This is a genomic window from Arthrobacter sp. 01N442 (assembly GCF_056399345.1).
The window spans coordinates 337,121-359,309 of the sequence record NZ_JBFTRD010000002.1; the positions used below are offsets into that span (position 1 = coordinate 337,121).

Genomic DNA, 22,189 nt, shown 5'->3' on the forward strand with positions numbered 1-22,189 from the left:
GTGCGGGCGGGTGATGGTGGAGGCGCTGGGCTAGAGCAGTTCGGCGAGATCGTTGACGACGATCGTGGCGCCGGCGTCGAGCAGGGTTTTCCGGCCCGCGCCGCGGTCCACGCCGATGACCGAGTGGAAGCTCCCCGCGCTTCCAGCCTGGACACCGGAGACCGCGTCCTCGACGACGACGCACTCTTCACTGGGAAGGCCCAGCAGTCGCGCGGCGTACTCGTAGGTGGCCGGGCTGGGCTTGCCCGGCAGCCCCTCGGACACCGCGACGACGCCGTCAACTACCACCGGGAAGTAGTCCGAGAGCCCGGCCGCCTTGAGCACCGGAACGGCATTGCGGGAGGAGGAGACGACGGCGAGCTTGAGTCCGCGCTTCAGCGCGGCCTCGATGAAGCGGACGGAGCCCTCGAAAGGCCGCACGCCGCCGGCGGCCACAATGTCGTTGAAGACCTTGTTCTTGCGGTTGCCGAGGCCGTGCACGGTGTCGTGCGACGGGTCGTCGTCGGCCGGGCCTTCCGGCAGCACGATGTCCCGTGACGCCAGGAAGTCGCGGACCCCGTCGAAGCGGGGCTTACCGTCGATGTGGTCGAAGTAGTCGCTCTCGCGGTAGCCCGGGGCGTCCGGGACGCTCCTGAGGAACCCGTCGAAGAGTTCCTGCCAGGCGCGCTCGTGCACCACCGCGGTGGGCGTCAGGACGCCGTCGAGGTCGAAGAGGATGGCGGAGGCGCCGGCGAGCACGTCGGCCGGCGCGCTGGCGGCGTTGGAAATGCCGGCCTGGGAAACGTCGGTGCCGTTGCCGTGGCTGTTGGAGGTCTCAGTCATGGGGCGTATGTCCTTTCAGACGGTGGCGGGAAAGTCTTCGAAAAAGTTGGTGGGCTCTCGGGACGGCGTGCCGGGACGGGCACTTGTCTGGGGGCGTTGGCCGGCCTCAGCGCCGGCGGCGGGTGCTCCTGCGCTCGACCAGCTTGGTCTCCAGCAGGTGGGTGGCGGGGGGATTCGGAAGCCCCGAGCGGTGCAGCCTTTCGATCAGCAGGTTGGCGGCAAACGCGCCCTGGTCCGCGACCGGCTGGGCAATAGTGGTCAGCCCGAGGAACCAGCTCATCTGATGATCGTCTATTCCAATGATGGAGACGTTTTTTGGCGCCGACAAACCGAGATCCCGCAGTGCCATCAGTGCACCGAACGCGGTCTCGTCGCAGCCGGCGAACACCGCGGAGGGCCTCCGGCGGTTTTCGATCAGCTCGGTCATGGCCCTGCGTCCACCCTCAATGCTGGACCCGGCGTCGAGCACGAGGTCCGGGTCGACGGTGAGCTCGTGCTCGGCCAGGGCCTGTTCGAAGCCGCGCCGACGCGCGTCGGCGGTGTTCACCGAGCGGCCCTCCGGCTCCCGGCCGGCCAGTACCGCCAGGTCCCAGTGGCCCAGCCCAAGCAGGTGGCCGGTGGCCTGCCGGGCGGCGGCCTCGTTGTCGATTCCCACGTTGTCCCACGGGACGCCGTGCATGCCCACGCTCGCGACGGCGAGGCCCGAGGCTTCGAGGGCGGCCACCTCGTCGCCGTCGAGCGCGACGTTCAGCAGCAGGACCCCGTCCACCCGCTGGGCCAGCCCGGCCAGGTCGCCGAAGAGCTTGCGCTGCACACTGGGTCGGTTCCGCAGGCTGATCAGGACGGTGTCGTAGCCGCTGTCGGCGAGGACTTCCTCGGCGGCCTCGACAGCGCGGGCGAAGAACCACGCCGTGGCGGTAGGCACGACGATGGCCACGGCGCCGGTGGTTCCGCCGGCTAGGCGGGAGGCAGCGGAGGACGCCTTGTAGCCGAGCTTGGCGGCCGCGTCGGCGACTTTGGCCTGGGCGTTTTCGGATACGTTGGGGAGGTGCCGGAGAGCACGGGAAACGGTGCAAATGGAGAGCCCGGCGAGGGCTGCGACGTCCTGGATTGTCACGCGTGGAGCCTTAGCCATGCGACACGGGCCTGGACCTTTCTTCCCCCTGCAGTAGTGGGCCGATCAAAATGGCCAAAGTAAACTGTAAACGCTTATAAATTCAGCGCGCAAGTGGCAGCGGTTTTCCACCGAATGGAATTTGTTCCGCGGGCCGGGACGGTTCAGCGCAGCACGTAGTGGCGCAGGAACGCGCCGACGTCGGCAAGTTCGGCCGGGGACACCGCATGGCCCATTCCGGGGTAGCTGCGGGCCGTGAGTTGGGTGTTCCGTTCGAGCCATTCTTCGGTGTGCGCGGTGGCGTCCTCGTTGATTACGGGATCCGCCTTGTCCCGCCCCCAGAAGAACGGCGGCCGGGCGTCGAAGGACTCGCTCATGGCCAGCAGTTCGTTGTCCAGCACGAACCCGGACAGCCCGACGACGGCTTTGAACGCTTCCGGCCGCAGCCGCAGCAGCGTGCTCGCCATGGCCATGCCCTGGGAGTAGCCCAGCAGGCTGACACTGCTGTGCTGGCCCCGAACCGTGTCGATCCAGCTGAAAACAGAGTTCGTCGCGGTGATGACGTCCGCGAAGTCGTGGGTGAGGAAATAGTCCAGCAGGAACCAGCCGTAGTCGTCGCCGATCACCTTCGGCCCGCGCAGCGCTGCGCAGGTGAACGCCGGCGGCAGGCCAGGGAAGAGTTTCGCCATCCGGGTCTCGTCCGTGCCGTAGCCATGCAGCATCACCAGCAGCGGTGTGCCGGCGCGCTCCGACTCCGGCCTGGACCAGACGACTGTGTTCATGGGGCCAGCCTAGCGATCGCGGTGGGCTTGCTCGATTCCCAACCCCGGTGTCCGCTACGGTTTGCGCTACGACCCGGGGATTCCGCTACGACCCGGGGATTCCGCTACGACCCGGGGATTCCGCTACGGCCCGGGGATTCCGCTACGGATTCGGACAGACGCATCCCGGATCCGCGCAGCGTATGTCCGGAATTGCCGCCGCCGTCCGGAACCCCCGCCGTCGTCCGGAACCCCCGCGGAAATGCCCCGACGTGGCCCGATTCCGCCCTTCACCTGCGCATTTCCCGGCGGGGCGGCCCCGGAATCGTTGAAAGGACACATACCTGGCTGTAGCGTGACGCTGGACAGCATGCTTAGCAATACCTATCGGTCACACCGGACACCAAGGAGCAAGTCATGAGAATCGGTTCCTCCATCTTCCTCATCGCCATCGGCGCCATCCTCGCCTGGGCCGTCACGCCCGGCCTGATCCCCAATGTGGACCAGACCATGATCGGCTACATCCTCATGGTGGTCGGCGTCATCGGGCTGATCGCGTCCCTGGTCCTGGCCTCCCCCGGCCGCAGCCGCACCCGCCGCGTCAGTGAGACCCGCTCCGTCGTCGATCCCAACACCGGCGAAACCATCACCCGGAATGAAAGCCGCGACGCCGGGATCTGATCGCCGGGCGCAGCAACGCGCCACCAACTTGACCCGGACGCCGGGCCGGACCGCACAGGTCGGGCCCGGCGTCCGGCGTTTAAGCTGCAGCCGCCGAACTCCTCGCGGCTATTTTTTGGCCCGGCCCTGCCGCGGACATGCCCGACTCTCGACCCTCCGGATGGGCATGCCCCGCCCTGGCCGCAGGGAGTGGACATAGTCCCGAAATGTCCAAGCTGCGCCACGAGGAATGAGCATGTCCATAGCTGGGCGCCCCAAGGGCTGGGCATGTCCCGCAGCCAAGCCGAGCCCGGACACCAAAAACCTGGGCCCATCGAACGGACTTGCCCTTCCTCGGACTCAGGGARTGGACATAGTCCCGAAATGTCCAARCTGCGCCACGAGGAATGAGCATGTCCRTAGCTGGGCGCCCCGACGAATGAGCATGTTCCCACCGCGCCGCGAGAAACGGGCATGCCCTCAGCGAGGGCACCAGCACCGGGCATGTCCCCCGGGCCCAACAAACCCCACTTCTGCGTACTTGTTGTTTTTCGTTGACAAAGCCACATGAACAAAGATAAAGTCAATCAATTCCACTTCATGTGATGAGGGTCACCGACGAAGCCGGAAGCCGCAGAACCGGAAATAGCAGCACTTGAAGTAAATGTCGCAATGGAGGGCACGTGTTCGCCGAGGAACGCCAACAACTGATCGTGGAGCTCGTCGCCGCCAGCGGCCGGGCCAGCGTCACCGACCTCGCCGAGCGCTTCAGCATCACCACGGAAACCGTCCGCCGCGACCTGGCCGCCCTTGAGATCGCCGGCACTGTCCGCCGGGTGCATGGCGGCGCCGTCTCGCCGGAGCGTTTCAGCACTACGGAAGAAAGCATCCTTGAGCGCACGGTGCAGCGGCCGACGGAGAAGACCCGGATCGCCGAGGCCGCCCTTGCCCTCATCCCCCAGGGCCGTGCCGGCAGCATCCTGATCGACGCCGGCTCCACCACCGAGGCCCTGGCAGAACTGCTCGCCGCCCGCACTGCGGGGAGCGGCGCGGGGACAGCCGCCGGAACAGCCGGCGAGACGGAACTCGTGGTCATCACCCACGCACTGCCCATCGCGGCCAAGCTTTCCGGCGAAGCCGGCATCGCCCTGCACCTGCTCGGCGGCAAGGTCCGCGGCCTGACGCAGGCCGCCGTCGGCCAATCCACCGTGGAAGCCGCCCGGCGGATCCGGCCCGACATCGCGTTCATTGGCACCAACGGCATTTCCGCGGCCTTCGGGCTGAGCACTCCCGATCCTGAAGAAGCAGCCGTCAAGGCCGCCTTCGTCCATTCAGCGCGCCGCATTGTGGTGCTGGCTGATTCCTCCAAGCTGGACGCCGAGACGCTGGTCCAGTTCGCCTCCTTGAAAGATCTGGACACCGTGATCACAGACACGCAACCCAGCCCGGCCCTCGCCGAAGCCCTCGCGGACGCCGGAGTGGAGGTGGTGGTCGCATGATCGTCACCCTCACAGCCAATCCCAGCCTGGACCGCACCGTGGCGCTGCCCGGCCCGCTGCTCCGCGGTGAGGTCCAGCGAGCCCTCTCCGTCCGGCAGGAGTCCGGCGGCAAGGGAGTCAACGTCTCCCGCGCCCTCGTAGCCTCCGGCCTGCAAACCCTTGCCGTGCTCCCGGGCGCGGCTGCGGATCCGGTGCTCGCCGGCCTGCGGGACCATGACGTGCCGTTCGCCGCACTGCCCATCGGCGAGTCGCTGCGCAGCAACGTGGCGCTCACCGAGCCCAGCGGCGTCACCACCAAGATCAACGAGCCCGGCCCGGCGCTGAGCGGCGAACAGCAGGAGGCCCTGATCGGGCTGCTGCTGGATTCCTCCCGCGGCGCCAGCTGGGTGGTCCTGGCCGGGTCCCTCCCCCCGGGAGTCCCGGCCGACTTCTACGCCACCGTTACCCGGCGGCTGCGTTCCCTGCACGACGGCACCGAGGTACCCCTCATCGCCGTCGACTCCTCCGGCGAACCGCTCGCCGCCGCGATCTCCGGGGATGCCCTGGGGAAACCGGACCTGCTCAAACCCAATGCCGAGGAACTGGCGGAACTGGCTGCCGCAGCCGGATTCGCCACGGATAAGTCCGCCGAGGAGCTCGAGGGCGATCCGGAGGCTGCCGCGGCAGCCGCCGCCGCCGTCGTGGCTTCCGGAGTGGGCGCTGTACTCGCCACCCTCGGTTCCAAGGGTGCGGTGCTTGTGACGGCCGACGGCGCGTGGCTGGCCACGCACCCGCCGGTCAAGGCGGTCAGCACGGTCGGCGCCGGAGATTCCGCGCTGGCCGGCTACCTGCTCGCCGCCAGCCAGGGCGCCGCCCCGGCCGATTGCCTGCGTCAAGCGGTGGCCCACGGTGCCGCCGCGGCTTCCCTGCCCGGATCCACCGTCCCGGCAGTGCACCAAACAACCCCCGCCGCCGTTACCATCACGGCCCTGAAAAAGGATTGACAGTGACCCAGCTCATTACTACCGAACTGGTCGAGCTCGACCAGAATCTGGGCAATTCGCCCGAGGACGTGATCCGGCACCTGGCAGGCAGAGTTGCGGCCAACGGGCGCGCCACCGAAGTCGAAGGACTCTTCACGGACGCCTTCGCCCGCGAGTCCAAGACCGCCACCGGCGTGCCCGGCGGCATCGCGATCCCGCACTGCCGCTCGACGGCGGTCACGGAGGCCACACTGGCCATGGCACGGCTGTCCCAGCCGGTCGATTTCGGCGCCAAGGACGGCCCGGCCGACCTGATTTTCTTCATCGCGGCCCCGGAAGGCGCGGACCAGGAGCACCTCAAGCTCCTGTCCAAGCTCGCCCGGTCCCTGATCAAGAAGGACTTCACCGGCGCGCTGCGGGCCGCCACCACGGAGGCCGAAGTCGTGGAGCTGGTCGAGGGTGCGCTGGCGGACAAGCCCGCCAGCCACGCCGCGGCCGCTCCGGTGGACGCAGCACCGGCGGCCAGCGCCGCCGCAACGTCCGGCGCAACTCCGGCCGGCGCAACCGCAGTCGCCGGGGCTCCCCGCACCAAGCGCCTCGTTGCCGTCACGGCCTGCCCCACCGGCATCGCCCACACCTACATGGCCGCGGACTCCCTCGTCGCTGCCGCCAAGGAAGTCGGCGTGGACCTGCAGGTGGAAACCCAGGGCTCGTCCGGGGCCAAGGCCCTGGATCCGGCCGTGATCGCCGCCGCCGACGCCGTGATCTTCGCCGTCGACGTCGATGTCCGCGGCAAGGAGCGCTTCGCCGGCAAGCCGGTCATCAACGCCCCGGTCAAGCGCGGCATCGACGAGCCGGACAAGATGGTCCAGGAAGCCCTGGCCGCGGCGGACAACCCCCACGCCCGGCGCGTTCCGCACTTCGGCGCGGAGGAGCAGGCCGAGCACGAGGCGGAGGAAAAAGGTGAGCACATTGGCCAGAAGCTGAAGAAGGCACTCCTCACCGGTGTCAGCTACATGATTCCGTTCGTGGCCGGTGGCGGCCTGCTGATCGCCCTCGGCTTCCTCATGGGCGGCTACCTGATCACCAAGTACGCGGACACGATCGTTGTCCAGAACAGCCTCTTCAACCTGCCCACCGAGTTCCCGGACAATGCCTGGGGCCCGCTGGGCGCCTACCTCGGCGCCGTGCTGTTCAAGATCGGCGCGCTCTCGCTGGGCTTCCTGGTTCCGGCCCTGGCCGGCTACATCGCCTACGCAATCGCTGACCGCCCCGGCATCGCTCCCGGCTTCGTCGCCGGCGCCGTGGCCGGGTTCATGGGTGCCGGCTTCCTCGGTGGCATCGTCGGCGGCCTGCTCGCCGGCTACATCGCCCTCGTGATCGGCCGCCTGCAGGTGGCCCGCTGGCTGCGCGGCCTAATGCCGGTGGTGATCATCCCGCTGCTGGCCTCGATCGTCGCCTCCGGCCTGATGTTCCTGATCCTGGGCGGCCCGATCGTCGCCATCACCAAGGGCCTGAACGCCTGGCTTTCCGGCCTGACCGGCGCCGGCGCGATCGCCCTCGGCGTGATCCTGGGCCTCATGATGTGCTTCGACCTCGGCGGCCCGGTCAACAAGGTTGCCTACTCCTTCGCCGTCGCCGGCCTGGGCGCCGCTTCCCTGGACAACCAGGCTCCGTGGCAGATCATGGCTGCCGTGATGGCCTCCGGCATGGTGCCGCCGCTGGCCATGGCCCTGGCTTCCACGGTCCTGAACAAGAAGCTCTTCAGCCTCGCGGAACAGGAAAACGGAAAGGCGGCCTGGCTGCTGGGCGCCTCCTTCATCTCGGAAGGTGCCATCCCCTTCGCCGCGGCCGACCCGCTGCGCGTCATCCCGGCCAGCATGCTGGGCGGCGCGGTGACCGGCGCCATTTCGATGGCAGCCGGCGTCGGATCCAAAGCCCCGCACGGCGGCATCTTCGTCTTCTTCGCCATCGACAACTTCCTGATGTTCGTCGTCGCAATCGCGGTCGGCACGGTGGTCACCGCGCTTTCCGTGATCGCACTCAAGCGCTGGGCAGTCAAGAAGACCGTTGATACGGTTGAACCGGTTCCCGTAACCGTCTGAGCCGGTCCACAACAGACCTTCCCAAGCTGATAACCCAAAGCTGAATTCAAGGAGCAAATATGACCGAACGTAACGCCACCATTGCCAGCCGCGTCGGGCTGCATGCCCGCCCGGCCGCCATCTTTGCCGAGGCTGCAGGCGAGTTCGATCTCGAAATCACCATCGCCCGGCTCGGCGAACCCGAGGACGAGGCCATGGACGCGGCCAGCATCCTGTCCCTGATGAGCCTGGGCGCATCGCACGGTGAGGTTGTGGTGTTGCGGGCCGAGGGCGACGGCGCCGACGCCGCCCTGGACCGCCTCGTCCAGATCCTTGAGACGGACCACGACGCCGAATAGCACCAGGTTGGGCGGCGGCCCGGCAGCACCCTACGGGGTGGTGTCGGGCCGCCGTCGTATCCGGCCGGACCCGCTCCGGACCACTTCATAAGGGGACTTAGTAAATGCTTGTCTTCCCCGGCGGGCGTCGATAGTTTGGACATCGTGGCCGCCGCCCCAGGCAGCCCCCAGGAATAGTTCCCGGCCCAAAGGAGACCACCCGTGGCAAGCGTGCAGGAGAGCATCGAAGTCGACGTCCCCGTGTCGACGGCCTACAACCAGTGGACCCAGTTCGAGACCTTCCCGGAATTCATGAAGGGGGTCGAGGCGGTGGAACAGGTCGATGAGACCTCGCTCCAGTTCCGCACCGACGTTGCCGGCGTGCGGCGCGAGTACCTGGCCCAGATCACGGAGCAAACCCCGGACCGCAGGATTGCCTGGGTCAGCGCGGACAAACCACGCAACGCGGGCACCGTCACCTTCGAATCCCTCGGCGCCGAGCGCACCCGCGTCAACGTCGAGCTCGAGTGGGAGCCCGAGGGCGTGGCGGAGAAGACCGGCGCCGCGCTCGGCGCCGACAGCCGCCAGGTCAGCGCCGACCTGGGCCGCTTCAAGGAGTTCATCGAGTCCCGGGGCATTGAAACCGGGGAGTGGCGCTCCTCCGTGGACCGCGGCGAGGTCGACGACGCCGACCCGGCGGACCCTGCCGACGTCGACCCGGCCGATCCGGCCGGCGGGGGGCCGCGGTAGCCATGCCCACGAAAAAGGGAGCACCGCAGGGTTCCGAAAGCCCGAGCATCAAGGACCCGGAACTCTATGAGGCGCTGCTGGAGGACGGGGCCTCGAAGCAGAAGGCTGCCCGCATTTCCAACGCCGCCGCCAAGCGCGGCCGGTCCTCGGTAGGCCGCAAGGGCGGCAGGTCCGGCGACTACGAGGACTGGACAGTCCCGCAACTGCGCGAGAAGGCCAAGGAAATCGGCCTCAAGGGCTACTCCGCGAAGAAAAAGAGCGAACTGATCTCCGCTCTGCGGAATTCCTAGGCCGATGACGCCGCGGACGCGGGCTGGCTCCGCGGGCGCGGACTCAGGCGCCCTTCCGCGCCGCTCCCTTCGCGGCAGCTGTCTTCGACGCGGAGGTCTTCGAGGCGGCGGGCTTGGATGCGGCGGTTTTCGACGCCGCCGGCTTGGCCGCAGCGGATTTCTCGGCGGCCGTCTTGGACGCCCTGCCGGTTCCGCCGGCGGCAGCCTTCGGGGCCGCCTTGGACCGGGTGGTTTTAGCCGGTGCAGCCTTGGCCTTGCTGCCGCCCGCCCCGCCACCTGCGGCCCCGCCGTCGTCCGCGGCGGAACCCGAAGCGGCCCCGCGCTTGCGCTCAATACTGCGCTTCAGCGCGTCCATCAGGTCGATCACCTCGCCGGTGCCGGCTTCCGCCGCGGGAGCGCCAAAGGTCTCCTCGGTGTCCAGCGACTCGCCCTGCTCGATCTTTGCGTCGATCAGCTGCCGCAACTGCAGCTGGTAGTCATCCGTGAACTGCTCGGGTTCGAAGTCGGCAGCCATCGAGTCCACCAAGGCCGCGGACATCTCCCGTTCCTGGGCGGAGATCCGGACGCTGGTCTCGAGGGCAGGGAAGGCCGCCTCGCGCACCTCGTCGGCCCACAGCAGCCCCTGCAGCACCAGCACGTCGCCGCGGATGCGCAGCGCACCCAGTCGGGTCTTTTCCCGCAGCGCGAACTGGACGATTGCCACCCGGTCGGTGTCCTCCAGGGCCCGGCGAAGCAGCACGTAAGCCTTGGGCGACTTGGCGTCCGGTTCCAGGTAATAGCTCTTCTCGAACATCATCGGGTCGAGCTGCTCGGCCGGGACGAACTGCACCACCTCGATCTCGTGGCTGTTTTCCGCGGGGATCGACTTGAGCTCCTCGCGGCTGAGGATCACCGTGCGGCCTTCGTCCTCGTAGGCCTTGTCGATGTCCTCATAGTCGATGATCTTGCTGCAGACCTCACACCGGCGCTGGTAGCGGATCCGGCCGCCGTCGGCGTTGTGGACCTGATGCAGGCTGATGTCGTGGTCCTCGGTCGCGCTGTAGACCTTGACCGGCACGTTGACCAGCCCGAACGCTATCGCGCCTTTCCAGATGGCTCTCATGGCTCAAGTGAACACCAGAGCCGCAAGGAGGTGAAGTGTTTTGGCTGACAGCAAGGAACGCGTCCGCGTCGACGGCCGGGAGTTGGTGCTGACCAACCTGGACAAGGTGATGTACCCGGAGACCGGAACCACCAAAGCCGACGTACTCGCCTACTACGCCGCGGTGGCGCCCGTGCTGATCCCGGCCGCCGCGAACCGACCGGCCACCCGGAAGCGCTGGGTCCACGGCGTGGGGACCGCCGACGAGCCGGGCGAGATGTTCTTCCAAAAGAACCTGGACCACTCCACGCCGGGCTGGGTGCCGCGCGCCTCCATCACGCACAAGGAGCGCACCATCCAGTATCCGCTGGTGAACGATCCGGCCACGCTCACCTGGCTGGCCCAGATCGCGGCACTGGAGATCCACGTGCCGCAGTGGCGGGTGGATTCGCACGGCAACGCGCTGCCGCCGGACCGGCTGGTACTGGACCTCGACCCGGGCGACGGCGCCGGCCTCGCCGAATGCGTGGAAGTCGCCAAACTCGCCCGCGGCATCCTGCAGGACGTCGGCCTGGAGCCCGTGCCCGTGACCAGCGGCAGCAAGGGCATTCACCTCTACGCCGCGCTGGACGGGACGCAGAGCTCGGACCAGGTCTCGGAGTTCGCCCACGAACTCGCCCGGGCGCTGGAGGCCGACCACCCCGATCTGGCGGTCAGCGACATGAAGAAGACGCTCCGCACAGGCAAGGTGCTGGTGGACTGGAGCCAGAACAGCGCCGCGAAAACCACCATCGTGCCCTACTCGCTGCGCGGCAGGCTCCGGCCCACCGTGGCGGCGCCGCGGACCTGGCGGGAGCTCGGCTCACCCTCGCTGCACCAGTTCGACTACCTGGAGGTGATGAAGCGGGTCAAGGCGGGCAAGGACCCGTTCGCGGTCATCTCGGGCGGCGGGCACCACGGCGCGCCAGGCGCGCACGGCGCCGAAGATCAGGACCCCGCCGAACACGACGGCGGCGATGCCGACCCGCGGCTGGAAAAATACCGGACCAAGCGGGACGCGGCCGCCACGCCGGAGCCGTTCACGGCCGCACAGCACCGCAGCAGGAACGACGGCGGCACGCTCCGGGAAAGCTTCGTGATCCAGGAGCACCACGCCAGCCGGCTGCACTACGACTTCCGCCTCGAGCGCGACGGCGTCCTGGTGTCCTGGGCGCTGCCCAAGGGAGTGCCCGTCACCAAGGCCAAGAACCATCTGGCGGTCCAGACCGAGGACCACCCGATGGACTACGCGGACTTCGAAGGAACAATCCCCAAGGGCCAGTACGGCGCCGGCACCGTCAGCATCTGGGACCGCGGCCACTACGAGTGCGAGAAGTGGATAGCCGGTAAGGAGGTCATCGCCACCCTTACCGGCAAGGAGGGCGGCGGACTGGGCGGCACCCGGAGGTTCGCGCTGATCCATACCGGCCAGGCCAACGATCAGTGGCTCATCCACCTCATGGACACGCCCGCTGCGGAGCCAGACAACACTGCGCAGCCGGCCAAAGGCCCGGCAAAGGAGCACTCCCCGGCCCGCACCCCGGCAGACGGCACCGGGCCGCCGCCCGCCCCCGATCCGGCGGAGCTCTCGCCCATGCTGGCCAGCGCCGGGACCCCGGCGGACCTGGCGGACAACGACTGGCAGTTCGAATTGAAATGGGACGGCATCCGGGCCCTGGTCCTGGGCGACGCCGAACGGATCCGGCTGATCAGCCGCAACGGCAACGACATGACCGCCAGCTACCCGGAGCTTACGGAGCGCTCCTGCTGGCCGCCGCAGGATTTTGCCGCCGACGGCGAGATCATCGCCGTCGGCCCGACGGGCCGGCCGGACTTCGGGCTGCTGCAGGGGCGGATGAAACTAAGCAAGGCCGCCGACGTCGCGAAGGCGCAGGCGTCCACCCCCGTGCGCCTGCTCCTCTTCGACCTGCTCACGGAGGGCGGCGAGGACCTTCGGCGCAGGCCCCTGAGGGAGCGGCGGAACCGTCTGGAAGCTTTCTTCGGGGACCGCCCCGGGGACGGCACCTGCCCGGTGGACCTCTCCGAGGTGATCGACGCCGACGTCGGCCACATCCTCGAAAGCGCGGAGGAACTGGGCCTCGAGGGCGTGATGGCCAAGCGCACCGGCGGACGCTACGTCGGCCAGCGCAGCCGGTCCTGGCTCAAGCTCAAGTTCGAAAAGACCCAGGAAGTGGTCGTGGGGGGCTGGCGGCCGGGTAACGGCGGGCGCCGCGACTCGGTCGGCTCGTTGTTGCTCGGCATCCCGGAGGGCTCAAAGCTCCGCTACGTGGGCCGCGTCGGCAGCGGGTTCAGCACCCGTGAACTCAAGGAACTGCGCCAGCAACTCGACGCCATCCCGCGGAAGACCTCACCCTTCGCGGACGTCCCGGCGGAAGACGCCGCCGACGCGCACTGGGTGTCGGCGCGGCTGGTCGGCGAGGTCACCTTCGGCGACTGGACCGGAAGCGGAAAGCTCCGCCACCCCGTCTGGCGCGGCTGGCGCCTGGACAAGGCCCCGGCCGACGTCGTCGACGAACACCAGTGAGGGCCCGCCGTAGCGGGCCCTCACTTGTGCTTAATCGTGGTGCGGGATCTGGGGGCGGCTTTGCCGGTGGATGGCCGCGTCGGCCACCTGCTGTGCCTGCTGCCCGCGGACAACGTCGCGGTCCTTCGGATGGCGGTGTTTCCCGCTGCCGTCTGGCCATTCATGGCCGTCGGCCGGCGAGGGCGGTTCCGGCCGCTTGCTTTCCGGGCCGGGGACCTCGTCCATGGACTCCGCGAGGTGACTGGCAACCTCAGGCTCGATCTCTTCTTTCGAGTGATGATCCGCCATGGCTCTTCCTCTCTGCGATGAAATGAAGCGTCCCCCAATCGTAGGTCTGAGCCGGTGAGATGTCTCTAGCTCCTACCAGCGGACTTTCTTCTGCGCCGGGCCCTGTTTGCCGCTGGCATGGGTGGGCTTGTGGCTGCGGCCGACGCTCTGCAGGCCCGCGCCGCCGCGGGACTTGCTGGCAAGCATCTCCTTTTGAGCATCCGTGAGTCGGGACTTGACGCCCCGCTCGGGTTTCGGCGCGGTGCCGGGTTCCTCCGGCGTCCCGGGCTCTTCGCTCATACCGGATTTGTCAGTCATGAAAGGGCTCCCCTCGGCTCGGCTCGTGTCGGCACTGGCGTGCCGCACTGTCGGTGGCACCACCATAGGCAGTTCCCCCACGTGTTGAACAGAGCCCCGGTGGGCGCCGAAGTTAGGCTGGGGCATGGAATACAGGATCCGGCGAGCCACGGCCGATGACGCCGATGCCTTGGTCCGAATGCACACCCAGGCCCACGAGGAGTGCTACGGACACCTCCTGCCTGCGGCCTTCTTCGAAGCCCGGCGCGCCAACATCGCGGCGAGGGTGGAACAGCGGCGGCCCCATTTGGAGAGCCCTGAGCCCCGGATCATTGCCCTGGACGCGCACAATCACGTCGTGGGATTCGCCGAGGCGGGTGTGGGGCGCGACGAGGACCGGGCCAACGAGCTGGAGCTGTTTGCCATCTACACGCTGAGCAGCGCCCACGGCAGCGGTCTCGGCAGCGCGTTGCTGACGGCCGCCATCGGGGACTCGCCCTGCTACCTGTGGGTGCTGGCGGAAAACCCCCGGGCCCGGGCCTTCTACGCCAAGCACGGGTTCCAGCCCGACGGCGAACGCAGACTGCTGCCGCCCGAGTGGTCATGCCTGCCCGCGATCCGCCTGGCGCGGCCGGCGACGCCGCGCTAAAAAGGGCCCGAACCGCGCCCAAAAGCCCCCTTGACGGGCTCATAGGCGAAAAAGTTTCCAAAAAGATAAGTGAACTGCCTACTTCCCAGAAACGGCGCGGGTAAATCGCGCCACGGGGCCGCCGCTGAAGTGCCGTCCAGGCGCCAAAATCGGCTGATCATACGCCACTGAAATCGGAAACGCCATGGAAATCGCGTAAAATTGAAACCCTGCCCGGAGCGGGGCAGCTACAAGTCGCAAGCAAATGACCTCCACAGGAGTTGCCCAAATGCCCAAAGACCGAAGCACGACCGACTCTTCAGCTGGCGTTTTGAACGCCGGCGGAACTAACCAAGGCGCACCCCGGGGCGCCAAGAAACCACGGCTTCGTCGCCGTCGGCTCCGCGAGTCCGACGTCAACGTCGTCGACCAGCCGATGCTTAAGAAAGCGCTTGGCGGCACCATCGTGGGTAACACCATGGAATGGTACGACGTCGGCGTATTCGGCTACCTGATTACTACCATGGGACCGGTGTTCCTGCCGGAGGCGGACAAGTCCGTCCAGACCCTCTTCCTGCTCGGCACCTTTGCCGCCACCTTCATCGCCCGCCCCCTCGGCGGCGTCGTGTTCGGCTGGCTTGGCGACAAGATCGGCCGGCAGAAGGTCCTCGCAGCGACCCTCATGATCATGGCGGCCAGCACCTTCGCCGTCGGCCTCCTGCCCGGTTACGCCCAGATCGGCATCTGGGCCGCTGTCCTGCTGGTCCTGTTCAAGGTCATCCAGGGCTTCTCCACCGGCGGCGAGTACGCCGGTGCCACGACCTTCGTCAGCGAGTACGCGCCGGACAAGCGGCGCGGTTTCTTCGCTAGCTTCCTGGACATGGGCAGCTACCTCGGCTTCGCCGCCGGCGCAGCCCTCGTGTCGGTGCTGCAGCTGACCCTCGGCCAGGACACCATGGAGCAGTGGGGCTGGCGCATTCCGTTCCTGCTGGCCGGACCCCTCGGCCTGATCGCGGTCTACTTCCGGAGCAAGATCGAGGAATCCCCCCAGTTCCAGGCCACCCTGGATGCCCAGGAGAACCTCGCCAAGGACGCCACCGCTGCTGACGCTGCCGCGTCCAAGGGACCGGTGGGCATCGTGAAGGCCTACTGGCGCTCGATCATCGTCGCCATGATCCTGGTGGCCGCGGCCAACACCGCCGGCTACGCCCTGACCTCGTACATGCCCACCTACCTCACCGAGTCCAAGGGCTACGACGAACTCCACGGCACCCTGCTGACCATCCCCGTGTTGGTCATCATGAGCCTCTGCATCCCGCTGACCGGCAAGCTGTCCGACCGGATTGGCCGCCGCCCCGTGCTGTGGATCGGCGCCCTGAGCACCGTTGTCCTGGCCACCCCGGCGTTCCTGCTGATCGGCGTCGGCGAGATCTGGTCCACCCTGGCCGGCCTCGCGCTGATCGCCTTCCCGGTGACGTTCTACGTGGCCAACCTGGCCTCGGCCCTCCCGGCCCAGTTCCCCACGGCCAGCCGCTACGGCGCCATGGGCATCGCGTACAACTTCTCGGTCGCCATCTTCGGCGGTACCACCCCGTTCATCGTTGCCGCGCTGATCAACGCCACCGGCAACGACATGATGCCGGCCTACTACCTGATGGCCACCTCGGCGATCGGCGCCGTGGCGATCTACTTCCTCAAGGAATCCGCCCAGATGCCGCTGCCGGGCTCCATGCCGAGCGTGGACACCCAGGCGGAGGCCCGGGAACTGGTTGCGACGCAGGACGAGAACCCGCTGATCGACCTTGAGCACATGGACATGCCGCTGACCGCAGCCGATGCGGCCGATGCATCCGACGGCGACGCCGGTAAGGTACCCGCCCGGGCCTAGTCCAGGCCCGCAGGTCCGAACCGCGTAGCCCAGCGCCCCGCCCGTAGAGGCCTGTCCCGCGCGCTTTCCATTGGGGGAAGCACACGGGGCAGGCCTTTGGCGCGTCCCCGGCCCCGAGTCCCATGCCGGGCAGCCGGCGCCGGATGACACGGCCACCGACGGACACAGCTCTCAGGTATCCGCCCCCGAACCCCAGGAGGTCCGCATGCAGTCGCTCTTGCGCCATGTCCGCGTCTTGCACCGGCTTGGGCCGGCGAACCGTGACAGCGTCTCGGCACTGCGCGTCGCGGTCGGGGTGGCGGTCCCGTCGCTGGCCCTGCTCGCGGCCGGGCGGCCGGATCTCATCATTTACGCTGTGTTTGGTGCCCTCACCGGCATGTATGGCCGCTCCGAACCGCACCAACTCAGGCTCACGCATCAGCTTCAGGCGGCCTTCGTCCTGGTCGGCGGCTTGGGGGTGGGCGTCGCGCTTTCGGTGAACCAGCTCCATTCGTGGGCCCTCGTGGCCGTGGAGTCGGTCCTGGCCGCCGCCGGGTCCCTTTTCGCGGACAAGGTCGGGCTCAAGCCCAATGGACCGTTCTTTGGAATCCTGGCGCTGGGAGCCTGCGCCTCGATTCCCACTGCGGTTCCGTGGCAGCTCGCCCTGCTGATCGGCGCGGGATCGGCCGCTTTCTCGATCGCGGTAGGCTTCGGCGGCTGGGTCCGTGGCAGGACCTGGCAGCGCGGCGCTGCACGCGTTGTGCCGCCGCTGCTCGGGGTCCGCCGTCGCGCCGCCTGGATCCATGCGGCGCGGTACCTCGCCGCCGTGGCAGCAGCCGGCAGCATCGGGGTGCTCAGCGGCAGCGCCCACCCGCACTGGGCGATGGCCGCCGCGGCGGTGCCCCTGGCCGGGGCCGACCTGCCCAGCAGCGTCTACCGCGGGCTGCACCGGATCGTCGGCACCCTGCTGGGCCTGGCGGTGGTGGCCGCGGTGCTGTTTCCATGGGCCGGGTCGCCGCTGCGGCTCTTCCCTGGACACGAGACCGCCGTCCTGGCCGTGCTGGTGATTGTCCTGCAATTCACCACCGAGCTCTTCATGACCCGGCACTACGGGCTCGCGATGGTGTCCTTCACGCCCGTCATCCTGCTGATGACGCAGCTGGCAGTCCCCGCCGATCCGCGCTTCCTGCTGGCAGAACGGGCGGTGGAGACCTTGGTCGGCGCGTGCACGGGCATCGCCGTCGTGGTCCTGATCCGGCGCCGCCGGCCGTTAGCCGCAGCGCCGGCCGCGTAACCCGGCTGTCCCTCCTACTTCGCGCGCCGCGGCGGCCCCGCGACGAGCCGCGCGGGCAGCACGCGTGCCGCTGCCGTGAGGAGCTTGTAGCGCTTGCTCGGGATCGAGACGGCCCTGCCCTTTTCGTTGTCGGCGAGGCCCTCACGGACAACCTGTTCTGCCTGCAGCCACATCCAGGCGGGAGCCGCCGTCTTGTCCATGCCCATGCGGTCGTGGAATTCGGTGTGCGTGAAGCCGGGGCACACGGCCGTCACCTTTATCCCCCGGCCGGCGTAGGCGAGGTTGGCCCAGCGGCTGAAACTGAGCAGCCATGCCTTCGCGGCGGAATAGGTTTCGCGGGGAAGGAAGGCCGCCACGCTGGCCACGTTGATCACCCTGCCCGAATGCCGCTGCAGCATGCCCTGCAACGCGGCATGCGTCAGTTCCATGGCCGTTTCGACGTGCAGCTTGAGGTGCCGTTTCTCCTCGGCGATGTCATTGTCCGCAAAGGAGTGCAGCAGGCCGATCCCGGCATTGTTGACCAGGACCTCCACCGGGCGCGCCGGGTCGCTTAGGCGCCCGACGACGGCGGCCACGCCGCCGTCGTCCGCCAAGTCAGCGGCGAGCACCTCCGCCCGGCCCCCGTAGTTGTTCTCCAGCTCCGCCGCGTACGACAGGAGCCGTGCCTCATCGCGCGCCACCAGGACCAGGTGGTATCCCTGCTGGGCGAGCTGGCGGGCGAACTCGGCCCCGAGACCGGCCGTGGCGCCCGTGACCAGGGCAGTCTGGGCCGTCTGGGCCGTCTGGGCCGTAGCCGATGATCCTTGAGCCGGTGTGTCCATAGCCACAGCCTAGCGTCGCCGCGTTCCGGGCCTCAGGCCAGGGCCGGCCCTGCGGCGAGTTCGCCCTCCGACGGGCCGTCGGGAAGCTTGCCGGCCGGCGCAGCGTCGTCCAGCGCAGCCCCGCCCAGCGCAGCGTCGCCCAATCCGGTCTCGCCTAGTCCGTCCTCGTCCGCGGCGCGGTAGCGCTGCTGGAGCTCTTCGGCAGCGAGCTCGTACCAGGTGTGGGCGCCAAAGGACGGGGCGGGAGTGTCCAGGTGGCGGTATAGGGCATCGGCCAGCTGACCGAGGGCGGCGTCGGAGAGCGCCTGCACGGTGGCGGCCGGATCCAGCGTCCCCTCGAAATAGTCAGAGAGTTCAAGGCCGTCAATTAGGTCGGGACGGGCCACGGTCTCGCTGCCCGCAGCGTCCGTCGCGGGGTCCGCTCCGTCGAGGTCGGTGACCTCGCCCAGGAGCTGGCCGGTGACGGCTCCGGTGATCTCGCCGTCGAGGTCGGCCAGGACCTCGCCGTCGGAACCGACGTGGACCAGGCAGATGGGCAGTTCGGCCGGTTCCTGCAGCATCAGGCGGAAACCTTCGGTACCACCGGCCGTAACGCCAAGCGCGGCAGCCACAGGCTCCTGGGCCGGGGCATCTTGGGCTGCCGCTGGGCCCTGGCTCGCGGCGAGCTGCCGGAGATAGAGAAGGATCTCCGGGTCGAGGTGGGAAGCGCCGTGCAGATCGATGCTGACGTCCGAGCCGGAAGCCAGCCGGCTGGCGCGCCTCATGATGTGCAGCAGGGCGGGGTAGTTGGCCTGGGTCAGGCAACCGGTGACTTCGAGGGTCACATGTCCGGGATCGACATCAACACGGACAAGCACACGCAGTTTGTGGTTCACGGGGTTCTCCAAATGACACGTCCTTGAGCCAACTGCATAACCCAAGCTAAACAATACGAAATTGTCGCCCCGCTCACAAGCGGTCACGCCCCGGCGGGCGCCTGCTCCGGCCAATCGATGCACTGGTTGTAGGCGTCATGCTTGCGGAGGTAGCGGTAGATGTAGGGGCAGTGCGGGATGATCCGCTTCCCGGAAGCCACCACATCGTCCAGCGCGAAATGGGCGAGCACACCGGCCAGGCCCTGCCCCTTGAACTGTTCGGCCGTCTCGGTGTGGATGAAGTCCACATGGCCCGGCCGGTCGACGTAACGGACCTGGACCGCAAGCTTGCCGCCGACGTGCAGCTCATAGCGGTGCAGGGCATCGTTTCGGGTGGTGGAGACGTCCGGGCTGAACGTGTCTTCAGTTTCTGCCGAGTTCTCCGTCATGGTTCGAGATTGGCACGTAATGGCGGGCGTGGCAATGGTCGTCCGGATCCGCCGCCGGTGGCGCTTGCCGGGCTGCGATCCGGGACCCGGCCCAGCAGCAGCACGGCGAGCGCGAAGCAGGCGGCGGCGCCGCCCAGCAGTCCCACAGTGAGCCCGTTCAGGGCAGCATCCACCACCGGGATGAAGACGACGACGGCGGCTGTCACCACGGCGGCCGCCGGCCGAACGCGGGACTGGCCCGGCGACGTCGGCCGCTCCTCCAGACGCCCGAACAGTGCCAGCACCGGCAGCAGGAGGGCGACGACACCCAAGAGAACAAGCGGCCGGGTCCACCACCACGCGGCCGTTCCGCCGGACGGTTGCGGGAGATCGGTGAGCAGCAGCAGCCCGGACATCGCTGCCAGCAGAGGCAGATGCCACAGGTAGACGGTCATGGAACGCGGACCCGTCCGGACCAAGGCCCCGCGAACCGGCCCGACGGCGGCCAGCCTGGCGAGGAGCGGCCGAAGAAGCTGCAAACCTGCGGCTTGGGAGACCGCGAGCAGGAACAGGGGCAGGTTGGGCGGGTTGAGGTTGACCAGCATGTTTCCTGAATACAGACGGAGCGCCACCAGGATGCCAAGCAGCAGGTTGCTCGCCGCCACGACCCCGAGCAGCGCCGACGGCGTCAGGGCCTGCAGCTTCCCGTCGGCCACGAAGAAACCAAGCTGCTGCACGGCGCACCACAGGAAGACCATGTTGGCGAAGGCCAGAGCGGGCAGCGCGCCGCGGAGGCAGTCCACGGCCACCACCAGAGTGACGAGCGCGGCCAGGGTCGGCCAGGGCGCGCGGGCGTGGAGTGCGGCCAGCCAAGGCAGGTTCAGCTGCGCCGCGAGGTAGGCGGCCAGGAACCACAGCGGCATGCCCGCGCCGGCGGCCAGCAACTGGATGACCTGCGGGTCCACACCGCTGAGCCGCGCAGCCCACAGTCCGGTGAACATGACCGCCAGCAGCACCGCGGCGGGGCGGATCAGCCGCAGCAGCCGGCCCTGGACGAACTCGAAGGCACCGCCGCCCTGGGACCGCAGTCGGCGCCACGAGTACAGGCCGGTGACGCCGCCTGCGACGAAGAACAGCGGCATTACCTGGAGTACCCAGACCACAGGTTCAAACCAGCGCTGGTTCCCCAGCGTGTTGTCGGAGCTCACCGTGCCGTCCGGATGCAGGACGGGGCTGACCATCATCGTGTGGCCGATGACCACCAGCGCGAGGCAGAAGAAGCGGGCCAGGTCGATGACCAGGTCCCGCTCCGGTACGGCTGGTGCTTCGCCGCCTGCGGGCTGCTGCATGGCGCTCCTTACCGTCGCGGCAGGGGCACCCGGCCGCCCTTCCCTCCATTGTCGGCCGCGCCGGAGGGAACGCAAGAGGCCAGGACCATCAGATGATCCTGGCCTCCGGCTACGGCATGACCTTAGGCGAGGGAGAGGAAGAGCTTCTCCAGTTCGGCCCGGTCCAGGCTCGGGTCCTCCTGCTGCATGCACTGCTGCAGTCCGGTGGCGATGATGGAGAATCCTGCCTTGTCCAGGGCGCTGGAGACGGCGGCAAGCTGCGTAACCACGCTCTTGCAGTCCCGGCCTTCTTCGATCATGCGTGTGACCGCCGCGAGCTGGCCCTGGGCGCGGCGCAGGCGGTTAATGACGGACTTCATGTCGGTGGGATCGAGTTCCATGGGGGCCTCCCGGAGTAGACGGATTACATTCCATGATATACCCCCCTTGGTATTCCACATACCCCTAGTGGTATAAGCGGCCTCGAGCAGTGCGAAAGCGGCCCCAAATCCGGCTTCGGTAGGGACGTAAGTACCTACCGAACGGGAGGTCACCGGCGTATTTCTGATGATGTGAACGCGGCCAGTTTCGTCAACCCGGCGATGGCCCGCAAAAGCGCCACAAGCGCCGGCACGGGCCCTTGGCAGCGCTACGTCGCCCTCGGGGATTCGTTCACCGCCGGCCTCGGCGATCCAGAACCCCTCAGTCCCGGCGGGATGCGGGGCTGGGCCGACCGGATCGCCGAGGAAATCAGCACCGCCCACTCCGATTTCTCCTACGCAAACCTTGCCGTCAACGGCCTGGTGCTGCAGGAGATCGTAGACCGGCAGCTTGGCCCGGCAATCGCCTTCAAACCTGACCTCGTCACGCTGTCCGCCGGGGGTAACGACCTGGTGTTCCACCGGCGCGACCCGGACCGGCTCGCGGTCGCCCTGGACGCCGCCGTCGCCGCACTCTCTGCCACCGGCGCCACCGTGGTGCTCTTTACCGGCCCTGACTGGGGCGATACCCCCGTCTTCAGCCACATCCGCGGCAAAGTGGCCGTCTTCAACGAAAACATCCGGACTATAGCGGCCCGCCACAACGGCGTGATCGCGGACTTGTGGACCCTGCGCCAGTTGAGCGACCCGCGGATGTGGGATCCGGACCGCCTGCATTTCTCTCCCCTGGGCCACCACACGATTGCCGGCATGGTGCTGGACACGCTGCAGTTCCCGCACGGCTTACACCCGCTGCAACCGAAACCGCTTCCCGTCGGCAACTGGCGGGAGACCCGCGCCGGAGACCTGGCCTGGGCCACGCACTACCTGCTGCCTTGGATGATGCGGCGCGTGCGGCCCCGCGACGGCGAAGCCCCGCCTGCCCCCAAGCGGCCCCAACCAGGCCCGGTGTTCAGCTCGCCGGGCAATGTGGCGCACCCCTAGTCCGGCCCGACTGCGTGGGCTAGTCTGCAGGGACGG

At 68.3% G+C, this 22,189-nt stretch carries 23 protein-coding genes; 12 read left to right on the plus strand and 11 right to left on the minus strand.

Annotation, left to right across the window (positions count from 1 at the left end; genetic code table 11):
• Positions 1 to 30: 30 nt before the first annotated feature.
• The 3 genes from AC1DNC_RS03950 to AC1DNC_RS03960 form a co-directional block, all read right to left on the minus strand.
• Positions 31 to 822 carry an HAD family hydrolase gene (locus tag AC1DNC_RS03950; protein ID WP_476861252.1) on the minus strand — a complete coding sequence of 264 codons (792 nt, stop codon included), beginning with the start codon at positions 820 to 822 and terminating at the stop codon, positions 31 to 33.
• A 106-nt stretch (positions 823 to 928) separates the two neighbouring features.
• Complete coding sequence (locus AC1DNC_RS03955) at positions 929 to 1,939, minus strand: LacI family DNA-binding transcriptional regulator (protein WP_476861253.1); 1,011 nt, start codon at positions 1,937 to 1,939, stop codon at positions 929 to 931.
• A 161-nt stretch (positions 1,940 to 2,100) separates the two neighbouring features.
• Positions 2,101 to 2,718, minus strand: coding sequence for an alpha/beta hydrolase (locus AC1DNC_RS03960; RefSeq protein ID WP_476861254.1), 618 nt, complete (start codon positions 2,716 to 2,718; stop codon positions 2,101 to 2,103).
• A gap of 396 nt (positions 2,719 to 3,114) precedes the next feature.
• Between AC1DNC_RS03960 and AC1DNC_RS03965 the strand changes: the two genes are divergently transcribed.
• The 7 genes from AC1DNC_RS03965 to AC1DNC_RS03995 all read left to right on the plus strand — a co-directional run bounded on the left by AC1DNC_RS03965 (position 3,115) and on the right by AC1DNC_RS03995 (position 9,280).
• Complete coding sequence (locus tag AC1DNC_RS03965) at positions 3,115 to 3,378, plus strand: DUF6458 family protein (protein WP_476861255.1); 264 nt, start codon at positions 3,115 to 3,117, stop codon at positions 3,376 to 3,378.
• A 662-nt stretch (positions 3,379 to 4,040) separates the two neighbouring features.
• On the plus strand, positions 4,041 to 4,856 hold the full coding sequence (locus tag AC1DNC_RS03970; RefSeq protein WP_476861256.1) for a DeoR/GlpR family DNA-binding transcription regulator: 816 nt from the start codon (positions 4,041 to 4,043) through the stop codon (positions 4,854 to 4,856).
• Complete coding sequence (locus AC1DNC_RS03975) at positions 4,853 to 5,839, plus strand: 1-phosphofructokinase family hexose kinase (RefSeq protein WP_476861257.1); 987 nt, start codon at positions 4,853 to 4,855, stop codon at positions 5,837 to 5,839. The genes AC1DNC_RS03970 and AC1DNC_RS03975 overlap by 4 nt, the downstream gene beginning before the upstream one ends.
• A 2-nt stretch (positions 5,840 to 5,841) precedes the next feature.
• The gene (locus AC1DNC_RS03980) at positions 5,842 to 7,923 is read left to right on the plus strand and encodes a PTS fructose transporter subunit IIABC (protein ID WP_476861258.1); all 2,082 of its coding nucleotides are present in this window, start codon (positions 5,842 to 5,844) and stop codon (positions 7,921 to 7,923) included.
• 59 nt (positions 7,924 to 7,982) lie between these two features.
• Positions 7,983 to 8,261, plus strand: coding sequence for an HPr family phosphocarrier protein (locus AC1DNC_RS03985; RefSeq protein ID WP_138767728.1), 279 nt, complete (start codon positions 7,983 to 7,985; stop codon positions 8,259 to 8,261).
• 201 nt (positions 8,262 to 8,462) lie between these two features.
• Entirely contained in the window at positions 8,463 to 8,990 is a 528-nt protein-coding gene (locus AC1DNC_RS03990; RefSeq protein WP_476861259.1) for an SRPBCC family protein, read from the plus strand.
• 2 nt (positions 8,991 to 8,992) lie between these two features.
• Positions 8,993 to 9,280: a DUF7218 family protein gene (locus tag AC1DNC_RS03995; RefSeq protein ID WP_476861260.1), complete on the plus strand. Its 288-nt coding sequence runs from the start codon at positions 8,993 to 8,995 to the stop codon at positions 9,278 to 9,280.
• A 43-nt stretch (positions 9,281 to 9,323) separates the two neighbouring features.
• Here AC1DNC_RS03995 and ku read toward each other — a convergent pair whose 3' ends face one another.
• A complete protein-coding gene (gene ku / locus AC1DNC_RS04000) occupies positions 9,324 to 10,382 on the minus strand; it encodes a non-homologous end joining protein Ku (RefSeq protein ID WP_476861261.1) in 1,059 nt (352 codons plus the stop codon).
• Positions 10,383 to 10,422: 40 nt separating this feature from the next.
• On the opposite strand from ku, the gene AC1DNC_RS04005 reads away from it, so the two are divergent.
• Positions 10,423 to 12,945: an ATP-dependent DNA ligase gene (locus AC1DNC_RS04005; protein ID WP_476861262.1), complete on the plus strand. Its 2,523-nt coding sequence runs from the start codon at positions 10,423 to 10,425 to the stop codon at positions 12,943 to 12,945.
• 30 nt (positions 12,946 to 12,975) lie between these two features.
• On the opposite strand, the gene AC1DNC_RS04010 is transcribed toward AC1DNC_RS04005, so the two are convergent.
• Positions 12,976 to 13,233 (minus strand): hypothetical protein, encoded by a 258-nt coding sequence (locus tag AC1DNC_RS04010; RefSeq protein ID WP_476861263.1) that lies wholly within the window; start codon positions 13,231 to 13,233, stop codon positions 12,976 to 12,978.
• A gap of 72 nt (positions 13,234 to 13,305) precedes the next feature.
• On the minus strand, positions 13,306 to 13,530 hold the full coding sequence (locus tag AC1DNC_RS04015) for a hypothetical protein (protein ID WP_476861264.1): 225 nt from the start codon (positions 13,528 to 13,530) through the stop codon (positions 13,306 to 13,308).
• A gap of 124 nt (positions 13,531 to 13,654) precedes the next feature.
• Here AC1DNC_RS04015 and AC1DNC_RS04020 point away from each other — a divergent pair, with 124 nt between their 5' ends.
• From AC1DNC_RS04020 to AC1DNC_RS04030, 3 genes are all read left to right on the plus strand, one after another.
• A complete protein-coding gene (locus tag AC1DNC_RS04020) occupies positions 13,655 to 14,158 on the plus strand; it encodes an N-acetyltransferase family protein (protein ID WP_476861265.1) in 504 nt (167 codons plus the stop codon).
• Positions 14,159 to 14,426: 268 nt separating this feature from the next.
• Positions 14,427 to 16,025: an MFS transporter gene (locus AC1DNC_RS04025; RefSeq protein ID WP_476861266.1), complete on the plus strand. Its 1,599-nt coding sequence runs from the start codon at positions 14,427 to 14,429 to the stop codon at positions 16,023 to 16,025.
• Positions 16,026 to 16,230: 205 nt separating this feature from the next.
• Complete coding sequence (locus AC1DNC_RS04030; protein WP_476861267.1) at positions 16,231 to 17,298, plus strand: FUSC family protein; 1,068 nt, start codon at positions 16,231 to 16,233, stop codon at positions 17,296 to 17,298.
• Positions 17,299 to 17,312: 14 nt separating this feature from the next.
• Here AC1DNC_RS04030 and AC1DNC_RS04035 read toward each other — a convergent pair whose 3' ends face one another.
• The 5 genes from AC1DNC_RS04035 to AC1DNC_RS04055 all read right to left on the minus strand — a co-directional run bounded on the left by AC1DNC_RS04035 (position 17,313) and on the right by AC1DNC_RS04055 (position 21,130).
• Complete coding sequence (locus AC1DNC_RS04035; RefSeq protein WP_476861268.1) at positions 17,313 to 18,119, minus strand: SDR family NAD(P)-dependent oxidoreductase; 807 nt, start codon at positions 18,117 to 18,119, stop codon at positions 17,313 to 17,315.
• Positions 18,120 to 18,151: 32 nt separating this feature from the next.
• On the minus strand, positions 18,152 to 18,994 hold the full coding sequence (locus tag AC1DNC_RS04040; RefSeq protein WP_476861269.1) for a hypothetical protein: 843 nt from the start codon (positions 18,992 to 18,994) through the stop codon (positions 18,152 to 18,154).
• 83 nt (positions 18,995 to 19,077) lie between these two features.
• Positions 19,078 to 19,422: a GNAT family N-acetyltransferase gene (locus tag AC1DNC_RS04045; RefSeq protein WP_476861270.1), complete on the minus strand. Its 345-nt coding sequence runs from the start codon at positions 19,420 to 19,422 to the stop codon at positions 19,078 to 19,080.
• Positions 19,419 to 20,750 (minus strand): acyltransferase family protein, encoded by a 1,332-nt coding sequence (locus AC1DNC_RS04050; RefSeq protein ID WP_476861271.1) that lies wholly within the window; start codon positions 20,748 to 20,750, stop codon positions 19,419 to 19,421. The genes AC1DNC_RS04045 and AC1DNC_RS04050 overlap by 4 nt, the downstream gene beginning before the upstream one ends.
• Before the next feature lie 122 nt (positions 20,751 to 20,872).
• Positions 20,873 to 21,130, minus strand: a complete 258-nt coding sequence (locus AC1DNC_RS04055; protein ID WP_138767747.1) for a metal-sensitive transcriptional regulator — start codon at positions 21,128 to 21,130, stop codon at positions 20,873 to 20,875.
• Positions 21,131 to 21,331: 201 nt separating this feature from the next.
• Here AC1DNC_RS04055 and AC1DNC_RS04060 point away from each other — a divergent pair, with 201 nt between their 5' ends.
• The gene (locus AC1DNC_RS04060; RefSeq protein WP_476861588.1) at positions 21,332 to 22,153 is read left to right on the plus strand and encodes an SGNH/GDSL hydrolase family protein; all 822 of its coding nucleotides are present in this window, start codon (positions 21,332 to 21,334) and stop codon (positions 22,151 to 22,153) included.
• Positions 22,154 to 22,189 lie beyond the last annotated feature (36 nt).

Bases quoted from the DNA above. Each gene is read 5' to 3' on its own strand.
- AC1DNC_RS03960 (WP_476861254.1), bottom strand. From the start codon at position 2,718: ATGAACACAGTCGTCTGGTCCAGGCCGGAGTCGGAGCGCGCCGGCACA.
- AC1DNC_RS04050 (WP_476861271.1), bottom strand. From the start codon at position 20,750: ATGCAGCAGCCCGCAGGCGGCGAAGCACCAGCCGTACCGGAGCGGGAC.
- AC1DNC_RS04035 (WP_476861268.1), bottom strand. From the start codon at position 18,119: ATGGACACACCGGCTCAAGGATCATCGGCTACGGCCCAGACGGCCCAG.
- ku (WP_476861261.1), bottom strand. From the start codon at position 10,382: ATGAGAGCCATCTGGAAAGGCGCGATAGCGTTCGGGCTGGTCAACGTG.
- AC1DNC_RS03985 (WP_138767728.1), top strand. From the start codon at position 7,983: ATGACCGAACGTAACGCCACCATTGCCAGCCGCGTCGGGCTGCATGCC.
- AC1DNC_RS04025 (WP_476861266.1), top strand. From the start codon at position 14,427: ATGCCCAAAGACCGAAGCACGACCGACTCTTCAGCTGGCGTTTTGAAC.
- AC1DNC_RS04045 (WP_476861270.1), bottom strand. From the start codon at position 19,422: ATGACGGAGAACTCGGCAGAAACTGAAGACACGTTCAGCCCGGACGTC.
- AC1DNC_RS04030 (WP_476861267.1), top strand. From the start codon at position 16,231: ATGCAGTCGCTCTTGCGCCATGTCCGCGTCTTGCACCGGCTTGGGCCG.
- AC1DNC_RS04055 (WP_138767747.1), bottom strand. From the start codon at position 21,130: ATGGAACTCGATCCCACCGACATGAAGTCCGTCATTAACCGCCTGCGC.
- AC1DNC_RS04060 (WP_476861588.1), top strand. From the start codon at position 21,332: ATGGCCCGCAAAAGCGCCACAAGCGCCGGCACGGGCCCTTGGCAGCGC.
- AC1DNC_RS03965 (WP_476861255.1), top strand. From the start codon at position 3,115: ATGAGAATCGGTTCCTCCATCTTCCTCATCGCCATCGGCGCCATCCTC.
- AC1DNC_RS03995 (WP_476861260.1), top strand. From the start codon at position 8,993: ATGCCCACGAAAAAGGGAGCACCGCAGGGTTCCGAAAGCCCGAGCATC.
- AC1DNC_RS03975 (WP_476861257.1), top strand. From the start codon at position 4,853: ATGATCGTCACCCTCACAGCCAATCCCAGCCTGGACCGCACCGTGGCG.
- AC1DNC_RS04010 (WP_476861263.1), bottom strand. From the start codon at position 13,233: ATGGCGGATCATCACTCGAAAGAAGAGATCGAGCCTGAGGTTGCCAGT.
- AC1DNC_RS04020 (WP_476861265.1), top strand. From the start codon at position 13,655: ATGGAATACAGGATCCGGCGAGCCACGGCCGATGACGCCGATGCCTTG.
- AC1DNC_RS04015 (WP_476861264.1), bottom strand. From the start codon at position 13,530: ATGACTGACAAATCCGGTATGAGCGAAGAGCCCGGGACGCCGGAGGAA.
- AC1DNC_RS03950 (WP_476861252.1), bottom strand. From the start codon at position 822: ATGACTGAGACCTCCAACAGCCACGGCAACGGCACCGACGTTTCCCAG.